The sequence below is a fragment of the Micromonospora sp. NPDC047707 genome (assembly GCF_040704235.1).
Taxonomy (GTDB): domain Bacteria; phylum Actinomycetota; class Actinomycetes; order Mycobacteriales; family Micromonosporaceae; genus Micromonospora.
The window spans coordinates 24,239-51,191 of sequence record NZ_JBEYSU010000029.1 but is presented as its reverse complement, the minus strand read 5'-3'; the positions used below and the strand labels follow the sequence as shown (position 1 = coordinate 51,191).

Sequence of the window (26,953 nt, the reverse complement as noted above, 5' to 3'; positions counted from 1 at the left end):
CACCTCTCGATCCGCACGTGCTGCAGGGCGCGACTGCTGCCGGCCATGGCGAACACGATCTTCGCGCCGCAGCACATCCCCGGTGGCTGGTGGGTTCCAGGTGATAGCCGAGCTGGGGGCCGGCCGCCGTCAGCTGACGTTGGCCGGGCCGAGGACGCTCTTCAGGTCACCCATCAGCGCGGTGGTGGCCGCCACCCGGAACGGGCCCAGCCGCAGCGTGGTCACCTTGCCGCCGTTGAGCAGCTTGACGTGCACCTCGGTGTCGCCGGGGTGCAGCACGAGCGTCTCCTTGAGGCGTTCCACCAGCGGCGGCGTGCACCGGTGCACCGGGATGGTGAGCGTCACCGGCTTGTTGGCCGGGTTGCTGCTGATGTCCGGCATCGACATGTCCATCGCCATGATCCGCGGGACGTCGTCGCGGCGGTCGACCCGCCCCTTGACCACCACGATCGCGTCCTCGGCGATGTACTGCCCGATCACCTCGTAGGTGTTGGGGAAGAACAGCGTCTCCACGCCGCCGGCGAGATCCTCCAGCGTGGCCGACGCCCACGCGCGGCCCTGCTTGGTGACCCGGCGCTGCACACCGGAGAGGATTCCGGCGAGGGTCACCACCGCGCCGTCCGGGACGGTGCCCTCCTCGGAGAGCGCGGCGATCGTGCAGTCCGCCGCCGCGCCGAGCACGTGCTCCAGGCCGAACAGCGGATGGTCGGAGACGTACAGGCCGAGCATCTCGCGTTCGAAGGCGAGCTTGTCCCGCTTGTCCCACTCCCCCTCGGCGATGGTCGGCATCACCGTGGTGCTGGCGGGGGCGTCCGTGTCGCCGAAACCGGCGCCGAACAGGTCGTACTGGCCGACCGCCTCCTTGCGCTTCACGTCGGCGTACGCGTCGATGGCATCGGCGTGCACGGCGAGCAACCCCTTGCGCGGGTGCCGCAGCGAGTCGAACGCGCCCGCCTTGATCAGCGATTCGATGGTCTTCTTGTTGCAGACCACCGCGTCCACCTTGGACAGGAAGTCGTAGAAGTCGGCGTACGCGCCCTTCTCGTCACGGCAACGCATGATCGCGCTCACCACGTTGGCGCCGACGTTGCGGATCGCGGCGAGGCCGAAGCGGATGTCCCGGCCGACCGGGGTGAACGGCCCGGCCGAGTCGTTGACGTCGGGCGGCAGGACCTGAATGCCCATCCGGCGGCACTCCGACAGGTACAGCGCCATCTTGTCCTTGTCGTCGCCGACGGACGTGAGCAGCGCCGCCATGTACTCGGCCGGGTAGTGCGCCTTCAGGTACGCGGTCCAGTACGACACCAGCCCGTACGCCGCGGAGTGCGCCTTGTTGAAGGCGTAGCCGGCGAACGGCACCAGGACGTCCCACACCGCCTGGATCGCCTGGTCGGAGTAGCCGCGCTCGCGGCAGCCGTCCCGGAACGGGATGAACTCCTTGTCCAGGATCTCCTTCTTCTTCTTGCCCATCGCCCGGCGCAGCAGGTCGGCCTGGCCGAGGCTGTAGCCGGCGAGGATCTGCGCGGCGCGCTGCACCTGCTCCTGGTAGACGATCAGGCCGTAGGTGGGGGCCAGGATCTCCCGCAGCGGCTCCTCCAGCTCCGGGTGGATCGGGGTGATCTCCTGGAGCCTGTTCTTGCGCAGCGCGTAGTTGGTGTGCGAGTCGACGCCCATCGGACCGGGCCGGTACAGCGCCAGCACCGCCGAGATGTCCTCGAAGTTGTCCGGCTTCATCAGCCGCAGCAGCGAGCGCATCGGCCCACCGTCGAGCTGGAACACGCCCAGCGTGTCGCCGCGGGCCAGCAGGTCGTAGGCGGGCTGGTCATCCAGCGGCAGGGCCAGCAGATCGAGCTTGGTGCCGTGGTTGAGCTCGATGTTCCTGACCGCGTCGTCGATGATGGTCAGGTTGCGCAGGCCGAGGAAGTCCATCTTCAGCAGCCCGAGCGACTCGCAGGTCGGGTAGTCGAACTGCGTGATGATCGTCCCGTCGGCGTCCCGCCGCATCAGCGGGATGTGCTCGATGATCGGCTCGGCGGACATGATGACGCCGGCGGCGTGCACACCGGTCTGCCGGATCAGCCCCTCGATGCCGCGCGCGGTGTCGATGACCTTCTTGACGTCCGGGTCCGACTCGTACAGCCCGCGGATCTCGCCGGCCTCCGCGTAGCGGGGGTGCTTCGCGTCGAAGATGCCGGTCAGCGGGATGTCCTTGCCCATGACGGCCGGCGGCATCGCCTTGGTGATCCGGTCACCCACCGCGTAGGGGTAGCCGAGCACCCGCGCCGAGTCCTTGATCGCGGCCTTCGCCTTGATCGTGCCGAAGGTGGCGATCTGCGCGACCTTGTCCTCGCCGTACTTCTCGGTGACGTACTGGATGACCTCGCCGCGACGCCGGTCGTCGAAGTCGATGTCGACATCCGGCATCGAGACCCGCTCGGGGTTGAGGAACCGCTCGAAGATCAGGCCGTGCGGGATCGGGTCCAGGTCGGTGATGCCGAGGGCGTACGCGACGAGCGAGCCGGCGGCCGAGCCACGACCCGGACCGACGGCGATGCCCTGGCTCTTGGCCCACTGGATGAAGTCGGCGACCACGAGGAAGTACGACGGGAAGCCCATCTGGATGATGACGCCCAACTCGTACTCGGCCTGCTTGACGTGCCCCTCCGGGATGCCCTGCGGGTAGCGGCGGGCCAGGCCGACGAACGTCTCCTTGCGGAACCAGGACTCCTCGGTCTCCCCGTCGGGCACGGGGAAACGCGGCATGAGGTTGTGGAACTCGAACATGCCGGCCGGGTCGACCTTCTCGGCGACCAGCAGGGTGTTGCGGCAGCCCTCCAGCCAGAGGTCGGACGTGTCGACGCCGCGCATCTCCTCGGCGGACTTGATGTAGTAGCCGCTGCCGTCGAACCGGAACCGGTTCGGGTCGGCGACGTTCGCCGCGGTCTGCACGCAGAGCAGCACGTCGTGCGCCTCGGCCTGCGACTCGTGCGTGTAGTGCGAGTCGTTCGTGACCACCGGCGGGATGTCCAGTTTGCGGGAGATCTCCATCAGCTCCTGGCGCACCCGGCGCTCGATGCTGATGCCGTGATCCATGATCTCCAGGAAGTAGTTGTCCTTCCCGAAGATCTCCTGGTACCTGGCCGCGGCCTTCAACGCCTCGTCGTACTGGCCCAGCCGCAACCGGGTCTGCACCTCACCCGAGGGGCAGCCGGTGGTCGCCATCAGGCCGTCGGCGTGCTCGGCGAGCAGTTCCGCGTCCATCCGCGGCCACTTGACGAAGAAACCCTCGGTGTACGACCGGCTGGTGAGCTTGAACAGGTTGTGCAGGCCGGCCTTGTTCCGCGCCCAGATCGTCATGTGCGTGTAGCCGCCGCTGCCGGAGACGTCGTCGCTCTTCTGCTCCGGGCGGCCCCACCGCACCCGCTGCTTGTGGAACCGTGACTCCGGCGCCACGTACGCCTCGATGCCCAGGATCGGCTTCACGCCGGCGGCCACGGCCTGCTTGTAGAAGTCGTTCGCGCCGTGCATGTTGCCGTGGTCGGTCATCGCGACCGCCGGCATCCCCTGCCGACTGACCTCGGCGAAGAGATCCTTGAGCCGGGCGGCACCGTCGAGCATCGAGTACTCCGTGTGCACGTGCAGATGCGCGAACGAATCGCCCATGCGTGGCGCCCCCCCGGGTCGGCTTCATGGATGGTGAGAAGTCGGTCGGCTCACCCTATCCCCGCCCGGGAAGGCACCTCCAGCAGCCGCGCGGACAGATCACCGTCGGGTGGTGTGGATCTCCACGGACGGTCCCGCTGCACCGGGGACAGCGTTGTGACGGAGCACGTTGTTCTACCCGTAGACAATACTGTGTGTCACACACTATTGTGTGATGCATGGTCAGCGAAGAGATCCTCCGGACCCACCTCCAGGAGCTGCGCCGAGGCACGGTCGTGGTGGCGAGCCTCGTCGCCCTGCGCCGCCCCGACTACGGCTACGCGCTGCTGCAACGCCTGACCCACCACGGCTTCCCCGTCGACGCCAACACGCTCTACCCGCTGCTGCGCCGCCTCGAGGACCAGGGGCTGCTGACCAGCGAGTGGAACACCGAGGAGAGCCGGCCGCGCAAGTTCTACCGCACCAGCCCCGACGGCGAGGCGGTCCTCGACCGGCTCCTCACCGACCTGTCCGCCGTCCAGACCTCCATGACCGCCCTGCTCGAAGGAGTGGACCGATGACCACCCTGACCGACCGCTACGTCGCCGCGACCCTGCGCTCGGTACCCGCCGCGCGGCGCGAGGAGATCGCCACCGAGCTGCGGGCCTCGATCGAGGACATGATCGAGGGCCGGGCGGCCGCCGGGGAGGACACCTCCGCCGCCGAACGGGAGGTGCTCACCGAGCTGGGCGACCCGGCGCAGCTCGCCGCCCGGTACGCCGACCGGCGCCTCCAGCTCATCGGCCCCACCTACTACCTGGTCTGGCAGCGACTGCTGGTCACCCTGCTCAGCGTCATCCCCGGCATCGTCGGCGTGGTCGTCGGTGTCGTGGAGGCCACCGCCGGCGACAACCCGGGCGGCGCCATCGGCGCCGGCGTCGTCGCGGCCGTGCAGACCGCCGTGCAGATCGCGTTCTGGGTGACGGTGGTCTTCGCGGTGCTCGAACGGCTGGGCACCCCGCTGAACCTGCCCGGCTGGACCGTCGACGACCTTCCCGACGAGCCCGTCGAGCGGGACGTCACGCTGACCGACACGTGCGCCTCGCTCGTCGCCGTGGTCCTGACCGCCGCGTTCCTCGTCTGGCAGCACTTCCAGACGCTGGTCCCGGCCGACGGTGACCGCCTGGCGATCCTCGACCCCGCACTGTGGACGTCCTGGCTCCCGGTCCTGCTCGCGGTGCTGGTCGTCAGCGCCGGCCTGGAGATCACCAAGTACCGCGTCGGCCGCTGGACCTGGCCCCTCGTCGCGCTCAACGCCCTGCTGCACCTGGCGTTCGCGGTGCCGGCGATCTGGCTGCTGCTCACCGACCGGCTGCTCAACCCGGAGTTCGTCGCCCACATCCCCTGGCTGCGCGACGGCGACAACCTCGACACGCTCTCGAACGGCGTCGTGATCGGCATCGTGGCCGTCGTGATCTGGGACATGGTCGACAGCGTGGTCAAGGCGCTACGTGCCCGCCGCTGACACACCCGGTCCCGGCGGCGCATGATCGACTCGATGCCGGCGGCATCGCGGTGTCCCGCCGCCGTAGATCACGCGATGCCGGCGGCACGGAGTGGATCACACCGACCGGGCGAACGCCGTGCCGCCCCGCCCGTCGGCCGGCGCGGCGGCCAGGTGGGGTTCCGAACGGGCGCCGGCCGGTCGGATGAGATCCTGACCAGGATGAGCACGGAGGCGGGTGAGGACTGGCGTCGGCCCGGACCGACGCCGGAGCAGCAGCGGCGCGACGTCTACGTGGGGCTGGCGGTGACCGTGCTCGCCCTGGTCAGCCTCACCCTCGCCCGCAGCACCGGGACATTCGTCCTGGGCCCGCCGCCGTGGGTGGCGGAGCAGATCCTCTGGACCGTCGCGACCACTCTGCCGCTGATCTGGCGGCGGCGGTTCCCCGCCGCGGTCACGCTGGTCGTCTCCGCCGCGTACATCGCGGGGCAGGCCCGCGCCGCACCGGAGTTCCAGGTGACCTCGGGCGCGCTCTTCGCCGCCCTCTACACGCTCGGCGCGTGGGGCCGGGACCGCCGCCTCGCGCGGCGACTGCGGATCGGCGTGATCGCCGCCATGTTCGTCTGGCTCGGCGTCTCGTACGCGATCAGTGTCGCCCGCATCCCGCCCGACGCGTTCGCCGGCGCCGTCGGGCCGGTCCCCCCGGTGATCGCGATGATGGTCAACGGGGTGCTGCTCAACGGCCTGTTCTTCGGCTTCGCGTACTTCTTCGGGGAGACCGCCTGGCTGGCCGCCCGCCGGTCGCACGCCCTCCGGGCGCAGGCGGAGGAGCTCCGCCGGTCGCAGGCCGAGGTCCGCGAGCACGCCGTGGTCGGCGAGCGGGTCCGCATCGCCCGGGAACTGCACGACGTCGTCGCCCACCACGTGTCGGTGATGGGCGTACAGGCGGCCGCCGCCCGCCGGGTCCTCGACCGGGACCCGGCCAAGGCCCGCACCGCGCTCGGCGCCGTCGAGGAGTCGGCCCGCACGGCGGTGGACGAGCTGCGCCGGATGCTCGGCGTCCTGCGCGCCCGCGACCGCGAGCCGGCGGCTGTCGGGCAGCCCGCCGGGATCGACCAGGTCACCGCGGTGGTCGACCGGGCCCGGGAGGCGGGGCTGCGGGCCAGCCTCGGGGTGTACGGGAACCCGGTGCCGCTGCCGGACTCGGTCTCCCAGGCCGCGTACCGGGTGGTGCAGGAAGCGGCGACGAACACGCTGAAACACGCGACCGGGGCGACCGCGCTGGACGTGCGGATCCGCCACCTGGCGCACGACGTGGAGGTGGACGTGACCGACGACGGACGGCCCACCCGCCCACCCAATCCCGACGGGATGGGCCTGGTCGGGATGCGCGAGCGGGTCGCCACCCACGGCGGTGTGCTCGAGGTCGGCCCACGCGCCGGCGGCGGCTGGCGGGTACGGGCCCGCTTCCCGCTGCCCGCCCCGGCGGAGCGCCCGGCATGAGCGCCGAGGCGACGGCCGGCCGGCCGATCCGGGTGCTGCTCGCCGACGACCAGCACCTCGTCCGCACCGGGTTCCGGGTCATCCTCGAGGTGGAGGACGACATCGAGGTGGTCGGGGAGGCCGCCTACGGCGAACGGGCGGTGAGCATGACCCGGGCGCTGCGCCCCGACGTGGTGCTGATGGACGTGGAGATGCCCGGCGTCGACGGGCTGGAGGCCACCCGGCGGATCACCGCCGACGCGGACCAGTCGGGCGGGCCGGCGGTGCTGATCCTCACCACCTTCGACCGGGACGACTACCTGTTCACCGCGCTGCGCGCCGGGGCGAGCGGGTTCCTGCTCAAGAACGGCACCCCGGAGGCGCTGGTCGAAGCAATCCGGGTGGTGGCCCGCGGCGAAGGGCTCATCGCCCCGGAGCTCACCCGGCGGGTGATCGCCACCTTCGCCCGCTCCGGCGCCTCGGCCACGGCGGGGACGGCACCGGAGGCGGCGCTGCGGGACCTCACCCCCCGGGAGCGGGAGGTGCTGGTCCTGGTCGCCGGAGGCGCGAGCAACGCGGAGATCGCCGCCGCCCTGCACCTGGGCGAGGCGACGGTGAAGACACACGTCAGCCGGGTGCTGACCAAACTCGGCCTGCGCGACCGGGTCCAGGCGGTGGTCTTCGCGTACGAGCACGGGGTGGTACGCCCCGGCGGATGATCTCCGGTCCGTCCCGCGGGGGATCCGGAGGCTCAGCCCGTGGACGGACGGCGGACGGCGCCCGGTGACCTAGCGTGGCCGCCGTGACGAACGTCCTCCGTCTCGACGGTGTCGACCGCAGCTTCGGCGACCGTCGGGTGCTCCAGAACGTGTCCTTCGAGGTGCCGGCCGGGCGGATGACCGGCTTCGTGGGCGGCAACGGCGCCGGCAAGACGACAACCATGCGGATCATCCTCGGCGTGCTCGCCGCCGACGCCGGTCAGGTGACCTGGCAGGGCAGACCACTGACGCGGGAGGACCGCCGACGCTTCGGCTACATGCCGGAGGAACGCGGCCTCTACCCGAAGATGAGCGTCCGGGAGCAGGTGACCTACCTGGGCCGGCTGCACGGGATGACCACGGCGGCGGCCCGCCGCAACACCGACGTGCTGCTGGAGCGGGTCGGCCTCGCCGAACGCGGCGACGACCTGCTGGAGACGCTCTCGCTGGGCAACCAGCAGCGCGCCCAGATCGCCGCCGCGCTGGTGCACGACCCCGAGGTGCTGGTGCTCGACGAGCCGTTCTCCGGCCTCGACCCGCTGGCCGTGGACACGGTCGTCGCCGTGCTGCGCGAGCGCGCCGCGGCCGGCGCACCGGTGCTCTTCTCCAGCCACCAGCTCGACGTCGTGGAACGGCTCTGCGACGACCTGGTGATCATCGCGGGCGGCGTGATCCGGGCCGCCGGTAGCCGCGAGCAGTTGCGCTCGACGTACACCTCGCCCCGCTACGAGCTGGTGGTGGAGACCGACGCCGGCTGGCTCCGCGACCAGCCGGGGGTGACCCTGGTGGACCTGGACGGCGCCCGCGCCGTCTTCGACCTCCCGCCGGGCACCGACGAGCAGCCGGTGCTGCACGCGGCGCTCGCCCGGGGCCCGGTCCGCGCGTTCCGCCCGGTCAGCCCCTCCCTCACCGAGATCTTCCGAGAGGTCGCCCAGTGAACACCCTGCAGGCCACCCGCCTGGTCGCCGCCCGGGAGGTCCGGGTCAAGCTGCGCGACCGGACCTTCCTCATCAGCACGCTGTTCTTCCTGCTCATCGCCGCCGCGGCGACGATCCTGCCGCCGCTGCTCTCCGGCGGTCCGTCCACCGTGGCCGCGACGGAGGCGGTGGCCGGTCCGCTGCGCGCGGCGGGGCTCGAGGTACGGACGCTGCCGGACGACCGCGCCGCCGAGCAGGCCGTCCGCGACGGCGACGTGGACGCCGCCGTCGTGTCCGGCCCGACCGTGCTCGCGATGGACGAGGCGCCCGACGACGTCGTGACCGCCCTGAGCACCCAGCCGCCGGTGCGGCTGCTGAACCCCGACGCGGTGGACCCGGCGGTGGCGTTCCTGGTGCCGTTCGCCTTCGCGTTCGTCTTCTTCGTGACGTCACAGACGTTCGGCGTGCAGATCGCGCAGAGCATCATCGAGGAGAAGCAGACCCGCATCGTCGAGATCCTCGTCGCCGCGGTGCCGGTCCGGGCACTGCTGGCCGGCAAGCTGGTCGCCGGGACCCTGCTGGCGCTGGGGCAGATCGCCCTGGTCGCCCTGGTCACGGTCGCCGGCATGACGTTCGGTGACAGCGGCGGGCTGCTCTCGCTGCTCGCGCCCGCGATCGGGTGGTTCCTGCCGTTCTTCCTGCTGGGCTTCGTGCTGATCGCGGCCATGTGGGCGGCGGCCGGGGCCCTGGTCAACCGCCTCGAGGACATCGGCGGGGTGTCCACACCGGTGCAGCTCGCCGTGATGCTGCCGTTCTTCGCGGTCATCTTCCTCAACGACAACGCGACCGCCATGCGGGTGATGTCCTACCTGCCGTTCTCCGCGCCGACGGCGATGCCGCTGCGGCTGTTCACCGGTGACGCCGCCGGCTGGGAACCACTGGTGTCGCTGGCCCTGCTGCTGGTCACCGCCGCCGCGTTCCTGGCCGCGGGAGCCCGGGTGTACGAGGGCTCGCTGCTGCGTACCAACGGCCGCACCTCGATCGGCACGGCCTGGCGCTCCCGGGAGACGCTGGGCTGACGCGGACGCGAAACGGGCCCGGCACCACCGATGGCGGGTGGTGCCGGGCCCGGCGCGAAGCGCTCCCGGCGGCGGATCAGCCGACGGCGGCCATGATCTCGTCGCTGACGTCGAAGTTCGCGTAGACGTTCTGCACGTCGTCGCAGTCCTCCAGGACGTCGATCAGCTTGAAGATCTTCCGGGCGCCCTCCTCGTCCAGCGGGACGTTGACGCTCGGGATCAGCGAGGACTCGGCCGACTCGTACTCGATGCCGGCGTCCTGCAGCGCGGTGCGGACCGCGATCAGGTCGGTCGGCTCGGAGACCACCTCGAACGCCTCGCCGAGGTCGTTGACCTCCTCGGCGCCCGCGTCCAGGACGGCCATCATCACGTCGTCCTCGCTGGTGCCGGCCTTGGGGACGATCACCACGCCCTTGCGGGAGAACATGTACGACACCGAGCCGGCGTCGGCGAACGAACCGCCGTTGCGGGTCAGCGCGGTGCGCACCTCGGTGGCGGCGCGGTTGCGGTTGTCGGTGAGGCACTCGATCAGCAGCGCGACGCCGTTCGGGCCGTAGCCCTCGTACATGATCGTCTGGTAGTCGGCGCCGCCGGCCTCCAGGCCGGAGCCCCGCTTGACCGCGCGATCGATGTTGTCGTTGGGGACCGAGTTCTTCTTGGCCTTCTGGATCGCGTCGTAGAGGGTCGGGTTGCCGGCCGGGTCGCCGCCGCCGGTGCGCGCCGCCACCTCGACGTTCTTGATCAGCTTGGCGAACATCTTGCCGCGCTTGGCGTCGATGACCGCCTTCTTGTGCTTGGTCGTCGCCCACTTTGAGTGGCCGGACATCAGTTACCTCCGTTGCTACCCGCCGTCTGCATCGACCGCACCGCACTCGCCCCCGCTCCCGCCGGCGCACGCGGAGAGTGCCGGTCAGCTCTGGTGGAAGCCGTGGCGGGCAGATGGCCCTGCCGAATCTCGGCAATCCTACCGGCGGGCCGCGGGTGGATGTCACGCACCGCACGCCGCCGGCCCGCCCCGTGCGGCCCGAACAGGCACAACGGGGCGGGCCGGGTGGTCATTCCCCGAAGCCGTACGACCCGACCTCGGTGAATCCGGAGGTGCTCCGCTCCGCACACCGGTCCTCCAGCCCGGCGCGGTACCGGCGGAACGATTCCAGCTGCGGCAGCGGTCCCGGCAGCTCCGGGGCCAGGGCGATGTCGACGAAGCTGCGCCCGTCGTCCAGTTGCAGCGTCACGAAGCGCAGCCCGGCCGGCCGGGTCCGGGACAACTCGGCGTAGACGGCACGCAGGAGGGCCAGGTGCGTCCCGACGTGTTCGGGACGCACCTGGTACTGGATGACGATCGTCTCCACCGCTCACCCCACCAGCTCGGGCCGGCGGTCCGTCGCGACCCGCAGCGCGGTCGTCCAGGTCAGGATCTCGGTGAGCATGGTCGTGAGCGACTGCTCCCGCCCGTCCTCGGGAGCGAGCCGGGCCGGGTGGGTCGGGTCATCCGGCGCCGCGTCGGAGAAGTCGAAATCGGTGAAGAGCCCCAGGGCCACCCGCGTCGGTACGACCACGACCCGCACCTCGCCGAGGACGGTCTGGAGGTGGTCGCCGGCCCGGGTGCCGCCCTGCACGCCGTAGGTCAGCACCCCGGCGACCTTGCCGTTCCACTCGGCGTACAGGTAGTCGACGGCGTTCTTCAACGCGGCCGGGACGGACCGGTTGTAGTCCGGGGTGACGAACAGGAAGGCGTCGTACCCGCCGACCACGCCCGCCCAGCGCCGGGTGTGCGGGTTGCGGTAGTCGCCGAAGAACGCCGGCACCGGCTCGTCGAGCAGCGGCAGGTCCTGCTCGGCCAGGTCCACCAGCTCGACGGCGGCGTCGCCGTCGCGAACGGCCGGGTGCCGGGACGCGACCCGGGTCACCCAGCCGGCGACGGCGGTGCCGCGCCGGCCCGGTCGGGTGCTGCCCACGATCACGCCGATCCGGACCGGCGCGGAGGTCTGTGTGTTCTGCATGACCTGAGCCTCGCGCCGGGGCGGCTGGGTGGGGAGGCCGGCGCGAGGGTGGCCCCGGCAGGGACACCCTTCGCCGGGTGTCCGGTGTCAGACTGGGCCGGTGATGGACGGAGAGCTCGGCGCGTTCCTGCGCAGCCGGCGGGAAGCGCTCCCGCCCGGACGGGTCGGCCTTCCCGAGGGGCCCCGGCGCCGGACGCCGGGACTGCGCCGCGCCGAGCTGGCGACGCTCGCGCAGGTGAGCGTGGAGTACCTGACCCGCCTGGAACAGGGCCGCGACACCCGCCCGTCGCCGGAGATCCTCGCCGCGCTCGCCGACGCGCTGCGGTTGGACGACGCCGACCGCGAACACCTCCGCCAGCTCGCGGCCGCCCACCACAGCAGGCAGCTCTGCCCGCGCGGGAGGACCGCGGTCACGCGTACGGTGCGGCCGTCCGTCCGCGCGCTGCTCGACGCCTTCCGCGACGCGCCGGCGCACCTGGCCAACCGGCTCGGCGACGTCCTGGCGTGGAACGACCCCTTCGACCGGGTCGCCCGGCCGCTGGGTCTGCTCGACGGCTCCCGCCCCAACCTGACCTGGTACGTCTTCACCGACGAACGGGCCCGGGAGGCGTTCGCCGACTGGGCCGGGACGGCCGACCACCAGGTCGCCGAGCTGCACCGGCTGCGCCAGGGCGACCCGGCGACCGACGAGTTCGCCGGCCGGCTGGTCCGGACCGTGGGCACGCCGTTCGCCGACCGGTGGCGGCGGCGTCCGGTGCCGGCGGCGCACCACGGGGTACGCGAGCTGCGCCACCCGCACGTCGGGCCGCTACGGCTGTCCTACGAGACCCTGACGGTCGGCGACACGGGCGACCAGTGGTTGATCGCCCACATGCCGGCGGACGCGGCCACGGCCGCCCGGCTGGACAAGCTCCTGGGCCGCGTACCCGGCCGCCTGCGCGCCGTCGCAGGCTGAGCCCTTCGCCCACCCGCCCGGTCGATCACCCGCTCGGGTCGATCAAGAGGCGGCCGCGCAAACCTCTTGATCGACGAGCGCCGGCGCGCGGGTCGGGCGGGGTCAGCGGGCGGCGCGCACGAGGTTCACGAAGTACGCGTGCAGGCGCCGGTCGCCGGTCAGCTCCGGGTGGAACGAGGTGGCCAGCAGGTTGCCCTGCCGGACCGCGACGATCCGCCCGGCGGCGGGGCCCTCGGTCACCGTGCCGAGCACCTCGACGCCCGCACCGACGCGCTCCACCCAGGGCGCCCGGATGAACACCGCATGGAACGGCCCGCCGCCGACGCCGGTGACCTCCACCGGCGCCTCGAACGAGTCGACCTGGCGGCCGAACGCGTTGCGCCGGACGGTCATGTCGATGCCGGCGAAGCCGCGCTGGTCCGGCCGGCCGTCGAGCACCTCACCGGCCAGCATGATCATGCCGGCGCAGGACCCGTAGACGGGCATGCCACCGGCGACGCGCTTGTCGATCGGCTCGCGCAGCTCGAAGATGTCGGCCAGCTTGCTGATCGTGGTGGACTCGCCGCCCGGGATGACCAGGCCGTCGACCGCGTCCAACTCCTCGCGGCGGCGGACCGGTCGGGCGTCCGCTCCGGCGGCGGCCAGGGCGTCGGCGTGCTCCCGGACGTCGCCCTGGAGGGCGAGCACACCGATCAGGGGTGCCGTCACGTTCGCTCCTTCCGCAGTCGTTGAGAGGGGGCCCCTTCTCTACCGGAGGCGTAAGAAGGGGCCCTTCCTTCACCAGCCGCGCTCGGCCAGGCGGTGCGGCTGCGGGATCTCGTCGACGTTGATGCCGACCATCGCCTCGCCGAGGCCGCGGGAGACCTTGGCCAGCACGTCCGGGTCGTCGTGGAAGGTGGTGGCCTTGACGATCGCGGCGGCCCGCTGCGCCGGGTTGCCGGACTTGAAGATGCCGGAGCCGACGAAGACGCCCTCGGCGCCGAGCTGCATCATCATGGCGGCGTCGGCCGGGGTGGCGATACCACCGGCGGTGAACAGCACCACCGGCAGCTTGCCGGTCTCGGCGACCTCCTTGACCAGCTCGTACGGCGCCTGCAGCTCCTTGGCGGCGACGTACAGCTCGTCGGCCGGCAGCGACCGGAGCCGGCGGATCTCCTTGCGGATCTTGCGCATGTGGGTGGTGGCGTTGGAGACGTCACCGGTGCCGGCCTCGCCCTTGGAGCGGATCATGGCCGCCCCCTCGGTGATCCGGCGCAACGCCTCACCCAGGTTGGTGGCGCCGCAGACGAAGGGGACGGTGAAGGCCCACTTGTCGATGTGGTTCTCGTAGTCGGCCGGGGTCAGCACCTCGGACTCGTCGACGTAGTCCACACCGAGGGACTGCAGGATCTGCGCCTCGACGAAGTGGCCGATCCGGGCCTTGGCCATCACCGGGATGGAGACGGCGTTGATGATGCCGTCGATCATGTCCGGGTCGCTCATCCGGGAGACGCCGCCCTGGGCGCGGATGTCGGCGGGCACCCGCTCCAGCGCCATCACGGCGACGGCGCCGGCGTCCTCGGCGATCTTGGCCTGCTCGGGGGTGACCACGTCCATGATCACGCCGCCCTTGAGCATCTCGGCCATGCCGCGCTTGACCCGGGCGGTGCCGGTCACGGGGGTGGCAGTGGTGTTCGGGGAGGTGGTTTCGGGCACGGGTCATCGCTCCTAGAGACGTGCTGGGAGGGTGGCTGCGGAGATGCTACGACGGGGTGAACGCGCGTCCGACAGCCAATCAGACCCACGGTGGCCTGCTGTGTGGCAGCCGTCACGGGCCGGGAGGTGTCGCGCGCTCAGCCGGCGGGGACGTCGGCGGGTGCGGTCAGCGTCGGATCGTCGATGTCGAAGTACCGCGGCCAGGGCTGCCGTCGCCCCATCCGTAACAGGCGCACCAGCGGTCGCCCCCGCGCCGCCCGGGCGTCACGGACCAGGTCGGTGTGCACCTGCCGGGCCAACGCCAGCCGCCGGCTCGCGGCGATCACGGCCTCCGCGTCCGGATCGCCCGGATCGAGCTGAACCGCGCGCAGTTGGCGGGTGAGGTCGTTCTCGGCCGCCTCACGCTCGTCGGGGCGGGCATCCAGCGCGATCCGCGCGGCCGCGTACAGCTCGACACCGTAGCGGCGCTCGGCGAGGACCGCGGCGGCCGCCGCGCGGCGCAGCAGGTGGGCGTCGAGCGCCCGGGCCGCCGACTCCGCCCGCGCCTGCAGGCGCCGAACCCGTCCGGCGGTCCAGACGAGGTACGCCGCCAGCAGCCCGACGACCAGCGTCGCGCCCACCGCCCACCACATGCCCGGCATCGTAGTGTCGCTCCGTTCCCGTCTCCGCCGGCCAAGGCCGGCCGACCGCCGGCCTCCCCCGCACCACCGGCCCCACCGGTCAGCCCAGCCCCACCCATTCCTGGTCGATGACCCGACCGTCGGTGGCCTCGATCGCCGCTGCGTATACCTCCAGAACCCGGCGGGCAACCACGGGCCAGTCGAAATTCGCCACCACCTGGTCGCCGCAGGCGGTCAGCGTGGCCCGCGTCTCCGGGTCGTCGAGCAGGTCGGCGAGGGCGGTCCCCAGTGCCGACGGGTCGCCGGTGCGGAACAGCCGGCCGGCCCGGCCGCCGTCGAGCACCCGGCGGAAGGCGTCCAGGTCACTCGCGACGACCGTCGTCCCCGCCGCGAGCGCCTCCGTGAGGATCATCCCGAACGACTCGCCGCCGGTGTTCGGCGCCACGTAGAGGTGGACGCTGCGCAGCATCCGGGCCTTGTCCGCCTCGGAGACCAGGCCGAGGAAGGTGATCTGGTCACGCAGCTCGGCCGGGAACTTCTCGTACAGGTCGTCGGAGTCACCGGGCCCGGCGACCAGCAGCCGCAGCCCGGGGCGTTCGGACGCGAGGTGCACGAATGCGTCCCGAAGCACCGGGAAGCCCTTGCGGGCCTCGGTGAACCGGCCGAGGAAGCCGATCGTGCCGCCCCGTCCCGGTGCGCACTCCCCCGGCCAGCCGGGCAGCGGCTCGGCGTCGGTGAACTTCGCGACGGCCACCCCGTTCGGGATCTCCACCGCCCCGCCGTCCATGTGCTCGACCTGCACCTTGCGGGCCAGGGCGCTGACCGCGATCCGGGCGGTGATGCGCTCCAGCACGATCTGGAGCACGCCCTGCGCGGCGGCGAGCACCCGGGAGCGGGTCATCGCGGTGTGGAACGTGGCCACCACCGGCCCCCGCGCGGAGAGCACGGCGAGCATGGACAGGCTGAGCGTCAGCGGCTCGTGCACGTGCAGCACGTCGAAGTCGCCCCGGATGATCCACCGGCGGACCCGGGCGGTGGAGACCGGGCCGAAGGCGATCCGGGCCACCGAGCCGTTGTACGGCAGCGGCACCGCCCGCCCGGCCGGCACGACGTACGGCGGCAGCGGCGAGTCCTCGTCGGCCGGGGCGAGGACGCTCACCTCGTGCCCGAGGCCGATCAGCGCCTCGGCGAGGTCCATCACGTGGTTCTGCACGCCGCCCGGTACGTCGAAGGAGTACGGGCACACGATGCCGATTCGCACGTTGGCGCCCTTTCCCTCAGGCCTGTCCGGTTGCCGGCGAGGGCTGAGCCACGCCGGTCGTGGCGGCGTGCTGCTGGTCCAACCACATCCGCTGCAACATGTGCCAGTCTTCCGGATGGCGGGCGATGCCCGCCGCCAGACCGTCGGCGACCCGCTGTGTCAGGGCCCGGACCCGCGCGTCCAGCGGGCCCTCCTCCGGGCCGGGCACCGGCACCGGCCCCTCGATCGAGGCGTGCGCGGCGTCCGGCTCGTACCACATCGATGCCACGTAGAGGGGCGCGCCGGTGCGCAGCGCGAGCAACGCCGGACCGGGGGGCATCCGGGTGCGGGCGCCGAAGAAGTTCACCTCGACGCCGCGCGCCGAGAGGTCCCGGTCGGCGAGGAGCGGGACGATCGCACCGGCCTGGATCCGGTCGACCAGCACGTCGAAGGCGGGCCGCTCCCCACCCTGGGTGGGCAGGATCTCCATGCCGAGATTCCGCCGGAAGGCGAGGAAACGCCGGTAGACGCCCTCCGGCTTGAGCCGCTCGGCGACGGTGGTGATCGGCCAGCCCATCGCCGCGACCCAGGCGCCGGCGGCGTCCCAGTTGCCGGCGTGCGGCAGCGCCACGACCGCGCCCCGGCCGGCGGCCACGTCGGCCGCCAGCACGTCCTCACCGTCCAGCCGGAAGGCGGCGAGGATCTCCGCGCGGCTCAGCGCCGGCAGGCGGAACGCCTCCAGCCAGTACCGGGCGTAGGAGCGCAGGCCGGCGCGGACCAGCTCGTCCAGCTCGGCCTCCGGCATCTCGGGTCCGACGACGCGGCGCAGGTTGGCGCGGAGTCGGGCCGTACTCGGGCCGCCGCGACGGTGGGCGCGGTCGGCGCCCGCCCGGAAGGCCGCGGCCGCGACGGGCCGGGGCAGCGCGCGGACGGCGCGCCACCCGGCGAGGTAGGCCAGCTCGGTGAGGGTCACCGGCGCCGGCCCCGCACGGCCCTCACCCCTGCCCGCCCGACGCGGTGGGGACCTGCTGGGACTGCCGGTACACGTGGGCCATCCGCTGCCCGACCGTGAAGATCGACACGGCGGCGAGCAGCCAGAGCGCGATGGGCAGCGCGACCGGCAGGCCGAGGCCGGCGAGCAGGCCGCCGACGCCGACGATGAGCAGTCGCTCGGTGCGCTCGGCGATGCCCACGTTGCAGGTCATGCCGAGCCCCTCGGCGCGGGCCTTCACGTAGGAGACGAGACTGCCCGCGGCCAGACAGAGCAGGGCCGCCGCGACACCGGCGTGGTCGCCCTCGGTGGCCAGGTAGTAGGCCACGGCGCCGAAGACGGCGCTGTCGGCGATCCGGTCCATGCTCGAGTCGAGGAACGCCCCGAACCGGGTGGAGCCGCCGCTCATGCGGGCCATCGTCCCGTCGAGCAGGTCGGTCAGCGCGAAGACCGTCACGATCAACGCTCCGGCGACGAGGTGGCCGCGGGCGCCGAAGCCGAGCGCGCCGACGAGCACCCCGAGGGTGCCCGTCACGGTGACCGCGTTGGGGGTGACGCCCGCGCGCAGCAGTCGGCGCGCGAGCGGTTCGACGATGCGGGTCATGCCCGCGCGGGCCGTCACTTGGAAGATCTTCGCCATGGCGGTCCCACGATAACGGTCGCCGGGCCAGCGGCGATACGGCCGGTCAGGTGACCCGCGCGGCGAGGCTTGTGCGGCCCGGTCATCGGGTGTCTGATCGACCCAGGAAAGGTGAGCCAGCTCACCGGTCCGCCCGTCCCGTTCCCGCTTGGCAGCAGACCACCGGAGGATATCGCCGCGCACCCGCCCCGGGCCGCACCCCGTCGCGCGCGGCGGTCGCCACCAACCACCGGCTGAGGGAGGTGCGCCCCATGGCGCAGAAGAGTCAGGAGAAGGGGGTCACCGGCGGCGCGCCGGTGGTGACCGACCCCGGCAGGGTCCGCAACGTGGTGCTCGTCGGCCACTCCGGGGCCGGCAAGACGACCCTGGTCGAGGCGTTGCTCGCCGCGACCGGCACGATCGGTCGCGCCGGGAGCGTCACCGACGGCACCACGGTCTGCGACCACGACCCCGCCGCCGTACGCCAGCAGCGCTCGGTGAGCCTGGCCTGCGCGCCCCTGACCCACGACGGGATCAAGGTCAACCTGCTGGACAGCCCGGGGTACGCCGACTTCGTCGGTGAGCTGCGGGCCGGGCTGCGGGCCGCCGACGCCGCACTCTTCGTCGTCTCCGCCGTCGACGGGATGGACGCCGCGACCGCCGCGCTGTGGGAGGAGTGCGCCGCCGTCGACATGCCCCGGGCGGTCGCCGTCTCCCGGCTGGACCACCCGCGCGCGGACTTCGACGAGGCGGTGGCGCTCTGCCAGCGGGTCTTCGGCGACAACGTGCTCCCGCTCTACCTGCCGATGCTCGGTGACGACGGCATCTCCACCGTCGGCCTGCTCGGGCTCATCACGAGGCGGGTCTTCGACTACACCGGCGGCCTGCCGGCGGAGGTGCGCGAGCCGGACCCGGAGCACCTGCCGGCGATCGCCGAGTCCCGCAACGAACTGATCGAGGGGATCATCGCCGAGAGCGAGGACGAGACCCTCATGGACCGGTACCTCGAGGGTGAGGAGATCGGCACCGACATCCTCGTCGAGGATCTGGAGAAGGCGGTGGCGCGCGGCCACTTCTACCCGGTGGTGCCGGTCTGCGCGGAGACCGGGGTGGGGCTGGACGCGCTGCTGGAGGTGCTCACCGCGGGCTTCCCGTCGCCGCTGGAGCACGACGTGCCGGCGGTGACCGGCGTGGACGGCGCGCCCCGGCCGCCGCTCACCTGCGATCCGGACGGCCCGCTGGTCGCGGAGGTCGTCAAGACGACCATCGACCGGCACGTCGGCCGGGTCTCGCTGGTACGGGTGTTCTCCGGCACGCTGCGCCCCGAGCAGACCGTGCACGTCTCGGGGCACGGCATGGCCGAGCGGGGCCACCCCGACCACGACGCCGACGAGCGGGTGGGGCACATCTACTCGCCGCTCGGCGCGACGCTGCGGGAGGTGGGCCTCTGCGTGGCCGGCGACATCTGCGCGATCACCAAGTCGGGCAGCGCGGAGACCGGTGACACCATCTCCGCCAAGGAGGACCCGCTGCTGATCGCGCCGTGGGAGATGCCGGAGCCGCTGCTGCCGGTGGCGATCGTGGCCCGCAGCCGCTCCGACGAGGACGCGCTCGCCCGCAACCTGGCCCGGCTGGTGGCCGGTGACCCCACGCTGCGGCTGGACCGCAATCCGGAGACTCACCAGCTGGTGCTGTGGTGCATGGGCGAGGCGCACGCGGACGTGGTGCTGGAGCGGCTGCGCACCGGCGGTGTGGAGCTGGACACCGAGCCGGTGCGGGTGGCGCTGCGCGAGACGTTCACCGGGTCGGCCAAGGGGCACGGCCGGCACGTCAAGCAGTCCGGCGGCCACGGCCAGTACGCGGTCTGCGACATCGAGGTGGCGCCGCTGCCGCGCGGCGCCGGTTTCGAGTTCGTCGACCGGGTGGTGGGTGGCGCGGTGCCGCACAACTACATCCCGTCGGTGGAGAAGGGGGTACGCGCCCAGATGGAGCGCGGCCTGGTCGCCGGCTATCCGGTGGTGGACCTGCGGGTGACGCTGTTCGACGGCAAGGCGCACAGTGTGGACTCCTCCGACGCGGCGTTCCAGACGGCCGGGGCCCTGGCGCTGAAGGACGCGGCCGAGAGGGGCCAGCCGGCGCTGCTGGAACCGGTCGACGAGGTGGTCATCCGGGTGCCCGACTCGTCGGTGGGCGCGGTGATGGGCGACCTGTCCGGCCGGCGCGGCCGGGTGCTGGGCACCGAACCGGACACCACGGCCGAGGGCCGCACGCTGGTCCGTGCCGAGGTGCCGGCGACCGAGCTCCTCCGGTACGCGGTGGAGCTGCGCTCGATGACCTCCGGCACCGGCACCTTCCGCCGCCAGTTCGTCCGCTACGAACCCATGCCCGCCCACCTGGCCGACCAGATCCGCAAGGAACACACCTAACCCCCTCCCCCACCCCCCGACGCGTTGATCATGAAGTTAGCGGAGACAAATCGGACAGATTTGGCCGCTAACTTCATGATCAACGCGGAAGACCCCGCGCGTTGAGCCCCGCAACGGGGTGGTCAGGGTCGGGCGGTGGGGAGGGTGGGGCTGGGCCAGTAGGGGCGGTCGGCTTCGCGGAGGGCCGCCGCCCGCAGAGCCGCCAGCTGGCGTTCCACCTCGGCGAACTGGTCCGGCGGGAGCGGGCCACGGGCCAGCGCCGCCGCGTTCTCCTCGACCTGGGCGACCGTACGGCAGCCGGGGATCGGGACGCTGCGGTCGCTGCGCGCCCAGATCCAGCCCAGCGCGCCCTGGGGCAGGGTCCGGCCGTCGGCGGTGAGCGCGGCGCGGACGGCGCTCACCCGGCGCAGCCACTCCGGCGCCGGTCGGCCGCCCCGAAACCACTCCAGCCAGCCGGGCGCGTGCCCGCGCAGGTCGTCCCGGGGCAGCGTGGAGCCGGTCGTGTACTTGCCGGTGAGCAGGCCCATCCCGAGCGGGCACCGGGCGACGCTGACGAGGTCGTACTTGTCGCAGACCGCGAGCAGCTCGGGGGCGTCCCGCAGCACCGACAGGGTGTGCTGCACGGCGGTGGCGCCCCGGGCCGCCTGGCCCCACGCGGCGGCCCGGTCCACCCGGTCGGTGCTCCATCCGTACGCGCGCACCAGCCCGTCGGCCACCAGGTCCTCCAGCGTGCCGATCAGGGCCTCCGCGCGCGGGACCGGAAGGTCGCCCAGGTGCAGCTGGTAGAGGTCGATACGGTCGGTGTCGAGCCGGCGCAGCGAGTCGGTCAGCGCCCGCCGCAGGTACGCCGGGGACGCGTCCTCGCCCGTCGCCTGGCGGGCCGCCTCGTCGAACGTGTAGCCCCACTTCGTGGCGACGACCGCCTCGTCACGCCGGCCGGCGAGGGCCCGCCCGAGGACCCGCTCCGAGTGCCCCGCCCCGTACGTGTCGGCGGTGTCGAAGAGGGTCACGCCGAGGTCGAGCGCGCGGCGGACCGCAAGGACGGACTCGTCGTCGTCGACGACGCCCCACCCCAGCGGCTGGAGCCCCTCCGCCCACGGGCCACCGATCGCCCAGCACCCCATGCCGAGGGCGCTCACCTCGATGCCGCTGCGACCCAGCGTCCGCGTCATGACTGCCATCGACGCATCCTGTCACCTCCGGCCGACCGGAGGGAGAAGATCGCGCCGGGTGTCAGGACGGCCAGGCGCGGGCCAGCAGGTCGCGGGTGTCGCCCAGCAGCTGCGGCAGGACCTTGGTACGGCCGATCACCGGCATGAAGTTGGCGTCACCGCCCCACCGGGGCACCACGTGCTGGTGCAGGTGCGCGGCGATCCCGGCGCCGGCCACGCCGCCCTGGTTCATCCCCAGGTTGAAGCCGTGCGCGCTGCTGACCTTGCGGACCACCCGCATGGCGGTCTGCGTGAACGCGGCCAGCTCGGCCGTCTCCGGGCCGTCGAGGTCGGTGTAGTCGGCGACGTGCCGGTAGGGGCAGACCAGCAGGTGCCCCGGGTTGTACGGGTAGAGGTTGAGCACCACGAAGACGTGCTCGCCGCGTGCCACGACGAGGCTCTCCGGCGCGGGCCGGCCGGGCGCGAGGCAGAACGGGCAGCCGCTCGGCTTCTCGTACCCGCCCTCGGGACGGTCCTCGCCGGAGATGTAGGTCATCCGGTGGGGCGTCCAGAGCCGGTCCAGGCCGTCCGCCATGACCTCGTTGCTGTCGGTGTGTCCGTCCGCCCCAGTCACAGCAGCGATCCTACGACCCGGCGCGGGGCGTCACCGAACCGCGCCGTCCCGCCGGGGCCCGGGCGTGTGTTAACCGGGTGCCCTTTTACTACCTGAGGCGTTAAGAAGGGGCCCTTCCTTACACCTCGGCGGCGGACGGGCCGATGTTGCTGCGCGAGGACACCACGTCGGCGACGTGGTTGACCGCCTCGGCCATCGGTACGCCGTTGCGCTGCGAGCCGTCCCGGTAGCGGAACGACACGGTGCCCGCCGCGACGTCGTCGTCGCCGGCGATCACCATGAAGGGGATCTTCTGCTGCTGGGCGGTGCGGATCTTCTTCTGCATCCGGTCGTCACCGGCGTCGACCTGGGCACGGATGCCCTCGGCGCGCAGCGCGGCGACGAAGCCGTGCAGGTAGTCGGTGTGGTCCTCGCGGATCGGGATGCCGACCACCTGCACCGGGGCGAGCCAGGCGGGGAAGGCACCGGCGTAGTGCTCGGTGAGCACGCCGATGAACCGCTCGATCGACCCGAACTTCGCGCAGTGGATCATGACGGGCTGCTGCCGGGTGCCGTCGGCCGCCTGGTACTCCAGCCCGAAGCCCTTCGGCTGGTTGAAGTCGTACTGGATGGTCGACAGCTGCCAGGTGCGGCCGATGGCGTCCTTGGCCTGCACGGAGATCTTCGGGCCGTAGAAGGCCGCGCCGCCCGGGTCCGGCACCAGGTCGAGCCCGGTCTCCCGCGCGCACTGCTCCAGCACCGCGGTGGCCGTGGCCCAGTCCTCGTCGGAGCCGACGAACTTGTCCGGCTTGGACTCGTCGCGGGTCGACAGCTCCAGGTAGAAGTCGTCGATGCCGAAGTCCTTCAGCAGGCTGAGCACGAAGTGGAGCAGGTGCTTGATCTCGGCCGGCGCCTGCTCCCGGGTGCAGTAGGAGTGCGAGTCGTCCTGGGTCAGGCCGCGCACCCGGGTCAGCCCGTGGACCACGCCCGACTTCTCGTACCGGTAGACCGACCCGAACTCGAACAGCCGCATCGGCAGCTCGCGGTAGGACCGCCCGCGCGACCGGTAGATCAGGTTGTGCATCGGGCAGTTCATCGCCTTGAGGTAGTAGTCCGCGCCCTCGAGTTCCATGGGCGGGTACATGCCATCGGCGTAGTAGGGCAGGTGGCCCGAGGTGTGGAACAGCCCTTCCTTCGAGATGTGCGGGGTCCCGACGTACTGGAAGCCCTCCTCGATGTGGCGGGTGCGGACGTAGTCCTCCATCACCCGCTTGAGCACGCCGCCCTTGGGGTGGAAGACCGGCAGGCCGGAACCGATCTCGTCGGGGAAGCTGAACAGGTCCAGGTCCGCGCCGAGCTTGCGGTGGTCGCGCCGCGCGGCCTCCTCGAGGAGCTTCAGGTACGCCTTCAGCTCGTCGCGCGTCGGCCACGCGGTGCCGTACACCCGCTGGAGCTGCGGGTTCTTCTCCGAACCCCGCCAGTACGCGGCGGCCGAGCGCATCAGCTTGAACGCGCCGATCAGCCGCGTGTTCGGCAGGTGCGGCCCCCGGCACAGGTCCGACCAGCAGACCTTGTCCTCGGTGGCGGCGAGGTTGTCGTAGATGGTCAGCTCGCCGCCGCCGACCTCCATGACCTCGTCCGAGTCCAGGCCCTCGCCCTTGACGTCGATCAACTCCAGCTTGAACGGCTCGGCGGCCAGTTCGGCCTTCGCCTCGTCCAGGCTGTTGAAGCGCCGGCGGCGGAACCGCTGGCCGGACTTGACGATCTCCTGCATCCGCTTCTCGAGCTTCGCGAGGTCCTCCGGCTGGAACGGCTTGTCGACGGCGAAGTCGTAGTAGAAGCCGTTCTCGATGGGCGGGCCGATGCCGAGCTTCGCCTCCGGGAGGACGTCCTGCACGGCCTGGGCGAGCACGTGGGCGGTGGAGTGCCGCAGCACGTTCAGCCCGTCGGGAGTGTCGATGGCCACCGGCTCGACCTCGGTGTCGACCTCCGGCCGCCAGTCCAGGTCGCGCAGCTGACCCTGGGCGTCGCGGACCACCACGATCGCCTTGGGCCCGGTCGCCGGCAGGCCGGCCGCCGCCACCGCGTCGGCCGCCGTCGTCCCGGCGGCCACGACGACGGGGTCGGCCACGACGGGGATACGGGGTGCGGACACGGTGACTCCTCACGGGCAGGCGGTACGGATGCTGCCGATGCTATCGGTCGTCCCGACCATCACCCGCTGCGGTGTAAGGAAGGGCCCCTCTTAACGCCTGCGGTAGAGGAAGGGCCCCTTGTTAACGCCCCCCTCAGGCGTTGAACCTTTCCGTCCCCGCGTCCGAACTACCAGGTGTGGCTGGAGCCGGTTCCGGCCACGTGGACACGGATGGGGACGACGATGGCGAGGACGCGCGAGAGGCGCGGCCGCCGGGCCGGGGCGGTGACCGCCCTGGTCGCCGGCGCACTGCTGGCCTGGCCCGGCACGGCGTACGCGGCGGACGTGACGGTCCAGCCGACGCAGGCCCGGCAGGGCGAGGCGGTCAAGCTGGAGTTCGTGGTGCCGGAGGAGCGGGCCGGCACCCGCACCGAGCGGATCGAGATCCGGTTGCCCGCGGACGCCCCGATCGCCGAGGTCTACCCGATGTCGGTGACCGGCTGGGCACCCCGCATCGCCACCCGCGAGCTCGACCGGCCGGTCGCCGGCATCCACTCCTCGGGCGTGACCACGGTGACCAGCGCCGTGACCTGGTTCCGCATGCCCGGGTCGGAGACCGGGCCGGCCCGGCTGACGTTGTCGGTGGGCCCGTTGCCGCAGGTGGAGCGGTTGACCTTCGAGGTGCTCCAGACGTACGCCGACGGCACGGTCGTCCGCTGGTCGGAGCCGGCGGGTGACAGGACGGCGCCCGCGCTCACCCTGCTGCCGCCGGCGCCCGGCGCGGCCGGCGGCGGACACGGCCACGGCGCGGCGCCGGGCGCGCCGGGCGCGGGCGACCCGGCGGGTACGGCGGACGCCTCGGACCCGGACGGGGGCAACGCCGACGGCCTGCTCGTCGCCGGTCTGCTCGCTGGCCTGGGCGGCGGCGTGGCGGGCGGCTGGCTGCTCAGCCGCTGGCGCCGCCGGGAGCCGTCGGACGGGCGTACCGACCTGCGCGCGGTCCTCGACGGCGACCCGCCCGCCGACGCGCCTCAACCGGAGGAGCGGATCACCGCACCGGACACGGCGGCGCGGACGGACGCGGTGGCCCCGACGGAGGCGGTGGCCCCGACGGAGGCGGTGGCGCGGACGCGCTGACCTCGCTCCAGCCGCCCCCGCTCGCCCCCCTTTGCTCTGCTTCAACCCACGCAACGGATTCCGGCCGGAACCGTTGCGTCCGGTGAAGCAGAGCAAAGGGGCCGCATGCCTTCGGTGGCGGCCGACGGACCAGGCGAGCAGCGGAGCGACGGGCGGCAGGGCCGGCGCCGCGACACCATGGCGGGTCGGCGCCCGCCGGCTGACGGCTCAGGGGAGCCAGTCGGGCAGCGGCTCGCGGGCGTCGCGCCACTCCGTCGGCACGCCGCCCGGGGTGCCGACCCCGGTGTACGCGGCGACCACCGCCCCGACGATCGCCGCGGTGGTGTCGACGTCCCCGCCCGCGTCGACGCAGGACCGGATCGCGGCCGGGTAGTCGTCGAGGTGCCCGGCGGCGACCCAGCAGGTGAAGGCGACGGTGTCCTGGGCGGTGATCCGGGAGCCGTTGCCGAGGGCGTCCACGACCTCGGGCAGCGGACGGCCGAGCAGTCCGGTGGCCCGCCGTACCCCCCGGTGCACCTCGGTGGCGGGGTCGAGCGCGGCGGCAACCCCGGCGAGCAGCCGGTCGGGCTCGGGGCGGTGCCCGTCCAGCCGGCCCCGGGCGGACAGGGACGCGGCCACCGCGACCGCGACCGCGCCGGCGATGCCCTCCGGATGGGCGTGGGTCACCTCGGCCGACGCCCGGGCCTGGTCCGCCGCCCGGCCGGTCGAGTCGGCGAAGTACGCCCCCAGCGGCCCCACCCGCATGGCGGCGCCGTTACCGCACGAGCCCTGCCCGTCGAAGGCCGACGCGGCGGCCACCGGCCACGGTGTGCCGGTGCGGATCAGCCGCAGGACGGCCACCGCTCCCGGGCCGTAGCCGCGGTGCGGCTCGCAACGGTCGGCGAACGCGAGGGCGAGCGCGTCCCGGTCGATCCGGCCGGTGTCGGCCAGGGCGGCCACGACCGAGCACGCCATCTCGGTGTCGTCCGTCCACGCCCAGGGCGGAGGTGGGAGCCGGCCGGCGGCCAGGTCGGCCGGTCGACGACCGGGCACGAAGAACTGGGCGCCGAGCGCGTCGCCGACCGAGAGGCCGGCGAGCGAGTCCCGGGCGAGCGCGAGTCGGGTGTCGGCGAAGAGGGTGAAGGACATCGTTGTACCAGCTTGCCGGGTTCGTAGGGGCGCCGCAACGCGATCGACGGGTCCCGCCGGCACCGTCGCGGCGTCGTCCTGGCCTGCTCGGGCGCGGGTCGACGGTGTGATCAACTTGCCACGCCGAGTACCGTCTTGGCGTGGCCACCGTGCTCCTGGTCGAAGACGACCACGTCGTCCGCGGCGCGATGCTGCGATCCCTCGCCGACCGCGGGCACGCCGTGCACGCGGTCGGCACCGCGCTCGACGCGCTGCGCCGGGTGGCGGCCGAGACACCCGACCTCGTGGTGCTCGACCTGGGGCTGCCGGACCTCGACGGCTCGGACGCGCTGCGCATGCTGCGGGGCATCACCGACGTGCCGATCATCATCGCCACCGCCCGCGACGACGAGCAGTCCGTGGTCCGGCTGCTGCGGGCGGGCGCCGACGACTACATGGTCAAGCCGTTCACCGGCGCGCACCTGGACGCCCGCATCACCACCGTGCTGCGCCGCGCCGGCCGGGCCAGCCGGAGCGTGCAGCCGGCCGTGCACGAGGTCGGCGGGCTGCGCGTCGACGTCGGGGAGCGCAGCGCCCACCTCGACGGTGAACCCCTGGCGCTGACCCGCAAGGAGTTCGACCTGCTGGCGTATCTCGCCGCACGACCCGGTCGGGTAGTGTCCCGCCGCGAACTCTTGGAGGAGGTATGGCGGCAACCGTCGGTCGGCGAGGATCAGACCATCGACGTTCATCTGTACTGGCTGCGTCGCAAAATGGGCGAGTCCGCAGCGAAGCCACGCTACCTGCGCACCGTGCGGGGGGTGGGCTTCCGACTGGTGCCGCCGGACTGAGGCGAACCCTCGCACTGGTCACGGCCGGC

Annotated in this window: 24 protein-coding genes; 10 read left to right on the top strand and 14 right to left on the bottom strand. The window is 72.7% G+C overall.

The annotated features are described in order from the left end of the window. Window positions 1-129 precede the first annotated feature (129 nt). Window positions 130-3,663 (bottom strand): DNA polymerase III subunit alpha, encoded by a 3,534-nt coding sequence (gene dnaE / locus AB0873_RS24795; protein ID WP_366602512.1) that lies wholly within the window; start codon window positions 3,661-3,663, stop codon window positions 130-132. Between the two features lie 218 nt (window positions 3,664-3,881). Here dnaE and AB0873_RS24790 point away from each other — a divergent pair, with 218 nt between their 5' ends. The 6 genes from AB0873_RS24790 (at window position 3,882) to AB0873_RS24765 (ending at window position 9,382) form a co-directional block, all read left to right on the top strand. Next, the gene (locus AB0873_RS24790; protein WP_366602510.1) at window positions 3,882-4,223 is read left to right on the top strand and encodes a PadR family transcriptional regulator; all 342 of its coding nucleotides are present in this window, start codon (window positions 3,882-3,884) and stop codon (window positions 4,221-4,223) included. Further along, the gene (locus tag AB0873_RS24785) at window positions 4,220-5,167 is read left to right on the top strand and encodes a permease prefix domain 1-containing protein (protein WP_366602509.1); all 948 of its coding nucleotides are present in this window, start codon (window positions 4,220-4,222) and stop codon (window positions 5,165-5,167) included. Before AB0873_RS24790 ends, AB0873_RS24785 begins: the two co-directional genes overlap by 4 nt. A 201-nt stretch (window positions 5,168-5,368) precedes the next feature. Next, window positions 5,369-6,649 carry a sensor histidine kinase gene (locus AB0873_RS24780; RefSeq protein WP_366602507.1) on the top strand — a complete coding sequence of 427 codons (1,281 nt, stop codon included), beginning with the start codon at window positions 5,369-5,371 and terminating at the stop codon, window positions 6,647-6,649. Beyond that, window positions 6,646-7,347, top strand: a complete 702-nt coding sequence (locus AB0873_RS24775) for a response regulator transcription factor (RefSeq protein ID WP_366602505.1) — start codon at window positions 6,646-6,648, stop codon at window positions 7,345-7,347. Before AB0873_RS24780 ends, AB0873_RS24775 begins: the two co-directional genes overlap by 4 nt. An 83-nt stretch (window positions 7,348-7,430) precedes the next feature. Then, a complete protein-coding gene (locus AB0873_RS24770; protein WP_366602503.1) occupies window positions 7,431-8,324 on the top strand; it encodes an ATP-binding cassette domain-containing protein in 894 nt (297 codons plus the stop codon). Next, window positions 8,321-9,382, top strand: a complete 1,062-nt coding sequence (locus AB0873_RS24765) for an ABC transporter permease (protein WP_366602501.1) — start codon at window positions 8,321-8,323, stop codon at window positions 9,380-9,382. Before AB0873_RS24770 ends, AB0873_RS24765 begins: the two co-directional genes overlap by 4 nt. Window positions 9,383-9,458: 76 nt before the next feature. Here AB0873_RS24765 and AB0873_RS24760 read toward each other — a convergent pair whose 3' ends face one another. The 3 genes from AB0873_RS24760 to AB0873_RS24750 all read right to left on the bottom strand — a co-directional run bounded on the left by AB0873_RS24760 (window position 9,459) and on the right by AB0873_RS24750 (window position 11,385). After that, on the bottom strand, window positions 9,459-10,208 hold the full coding sequence (locus AB0873_RS24760) for a YebC/PmpR family DNA-binding transcriptional regulator (protein WP_155332804.1): 750 nt from the start codon (window positions 10,206-10,208) through the stop codon (window positions 9,459-9,461). 229 nt (window positions 10,209-10,437) lie between these two features. After that, complete coding sequence (locus tag AB0873_RS24755; protein WP_366602499.1) at window positions 10,438-10,734, bottom strand: hypothetical protein; 297 nt, start codon at window positions 10,732-10,734, stop codon at window positions 10,438-10,440. Window positions 10,735-10,737: 3 nt separating this feature from the next. Next, on the bottom strand, window positions 10,738-11,385 hold the full coding sequence (locus AB0873_RS24750; protein ID WP_366602497.1) for an NAD(P)H-dependent oxidoreductase: 648 nt from the start codon (window positions 11,383-11,385) through the stop codon (window positions 10,738-10,740). A 103-nt stretch (window positions 11,386-11,488) separates the two neighbouring features. Between AB0873_RS24750 and AB0873_RS24745 the strand changes: the two genes are divergently transcribed. Beyond that, window positions 11,489-12,340, top strand: a complete 852-nt coding sequence (locus tag AB0873_RS24745; protein WP_366602544.1) for a helix-turn-helix transcriptional regulator — start codon at window positions 11,489-11,491, stop codon at window positions 12,338-12,340. Between the two features lie 102 nt (window positions 12,341-12,442). Here the strand turns inward: AB0873_RS24745 and pdxT are convergent, their stop codons facing one another. From pdxT to pgsA, 6 genes are all read right to left on the bottom strand, one after another. Beyond that, window positions 12,443-13,048: a pyridoxal 5'-phosphate synthase glutaminase subunit PdxT gene (gene pdxT, locus AB0873_RS24740; RefSeq protein WP_366602495.1), complete on the bottom strand. Its 606-nt coding sequence runs from the start codon at window positions 13,046-13,048 to the stop codon at window positions 12,443-12,445. A 69-nt stretch (window positions 13,049-13,117) separates the two neighbouring features. Continuing rightward, a complete protein-coding gene (gene pdxS, locus AB0873_RS24735) occupies window positions 13,118-14,035 on the bottom strand; it encodes a pyridoxal 5'-phosphate synthase lyase subunit PdxS (protein WP_366602493.1) in 918 nt (305 codons plus the stop codon). A 137-nt stretch (window positions 14,036-14,172) separates the two neighbouring features. After that, on the bottom strand, window positions 14,173-14,667 hold the full coding sequence (locus AB0873_RS24730) for a hypothetical protein (RefSeq protein WP_196255694.1): 495 nt from the start codon (window positions 14,665-14,667) through the stop codon (window positions 14,173-14,175). Window positions 14,668-14,755: 88 nt separating this feature from the next. Continuing rightward, window positions 14,756-15,916 carry a glycosyltransferase family 4 protein gene (locus AB0873_RS24725; protein WP_366602491.1) on the bottom strand — a complete coding sequence of 387 codons (1,161 nt, stop codon included), beginning with the start codon at window positions 15,914-15,916 and terminating at the stop codon, window positions 14,756-14,758. A gap of 16 nt (window positions 15,917-15,932) precedes the next feature. Continuing rightward, window positions 15,933-16,868 (bottom strand): phosphatidylinositol mannoside acyltransferase, encoded by a 936-nt coding sequence (locus tag AB0873_RS24720; protein WP_155332812.1) that lies wholly within the window; start codon window positions 16,866-16,868, stop codon window positions 15,933-15,935. Between the two features lie 22 nt (window positions 16,869-16,890). Further along, a complete protein-coding gene (pgsA, locus tag AB0873_RS24715) occupies window positions 16,891-17,526 on the bottom strand; it encodes a phosphatidylinositol phosphate synthase (RefSeq protein ID WP_155332813.1) in 636 nt (211 codons plus the stop codon). A gap of 251 nt (window positions 17,527-17,777) precedes the next feature. On the opposite strand from pgsA, the gene AB0873_RS24710 reads away from it, so the two are divergent. Further along, complete coding sequence (locus AB0873_RS24710; RefSeq protein ID WP_155332814.1) at window positions 17,778-19,931, top strand: elongation factor G-like protein EF-G2; 2,154 nt, start codon at window positions 17,778-17,780, stop codon at window positions 19,929-19,931. A gap of 122 nt (window positions 19,932-20,053) precedes the next feature. On the opposite strand, the gene AB0873_RS24705 is transcribed toward AB0873_RS24710, so the two are convergent. The 3 genes from AB0873_RS24705 to thrS form a co-directional block, all read right to left on the bottom strand. Beyond that, a complete protein-coding gene (locus tag AB0873_RS24705; RefSeq protein WP_366602489.1) occupies window positions 20,054-21,112 on the bottom strand; it encodes an aldo/keto reductase in 1,059 nt (352 codons plus the stop codon). 52 nt (window positions 21,113-21,164) lie between these two features. Continuing rightward, window positions 21,165-21,677 carry an HIT domain-containing protein gene (locus tag AB0873_RS24700; protein ID WP_196255946.1) on the bottom strand — a complete coding sequence of 171 codons (513 nt, stop codon included), beginning with the start codon at window positions 21,675-21,677 and terminating at the stop codon, window positions 21,165-21,167. A 157-nt stretch (window positions 21,678-21,834) separates the two neighbouring features. Beyond that, window positions 21,835-23,850 (bottom strand): threonine--tRNA ligase, encoded by a 2,016-nt coding sequence (gene thrS / locus AB0873_RS24695; protein ID WP_366602487.1) that lies wholly within the window; start codon window positions 23,848-23,850, stop codon window positions 21,835-21,837. A gap of 222 nt (window positions 23,851-24,072) precedes the next feature. On the opposite strand from thrS, the gene AB0873_RS24690 reads away from it, so the two are divergent. Then, window positions 24,073-24,966, top strand: a complete 894-nt coding sequence (locus tag AB0873_RS24690; RefSeq protein ID WP_366602485.1) for a DUF1775 domain-containing protein — start codon at window positions 24,073-24,075, stop codon at window positions 24,964-24,966. A gap of 207 nt (window positions 24,967-25,173) precedes the next feature. Here AB0873_RS24690 and AB0873_RS24685 read toward each other — a convergent pair whose 3' ends face one another. After that, on the bottom strand, window positions 25,174-26,094 hold the full coding sequence (locus AB0873_RS24685) for an ADP-ribosylglycohydrolase family protein (RefSeq protein ID WP_366602484.1): 921 nt from the start codon (window positions 26,092-26,094) through the stop codon (window positions 25,174-25,176). Between the two features lie 140 nt (window positions 26,095-26,234). On the opposite strand from AB0873_RS24685, the gene AB0873_RS24680 reads away from it, so the two are divergent. Next, complete coding sequence (locus tag AB0873_RS24680) at window positions 26,235-26,924, top strand: response regulator transcription factor (protein WP_155332820.1); 690 nt, start codon at window positions 26,235-26,237, stop codon at window positions 26,922-26,924. Window positions 26,925-26,953: the final 29 nt, after the last annotated feature.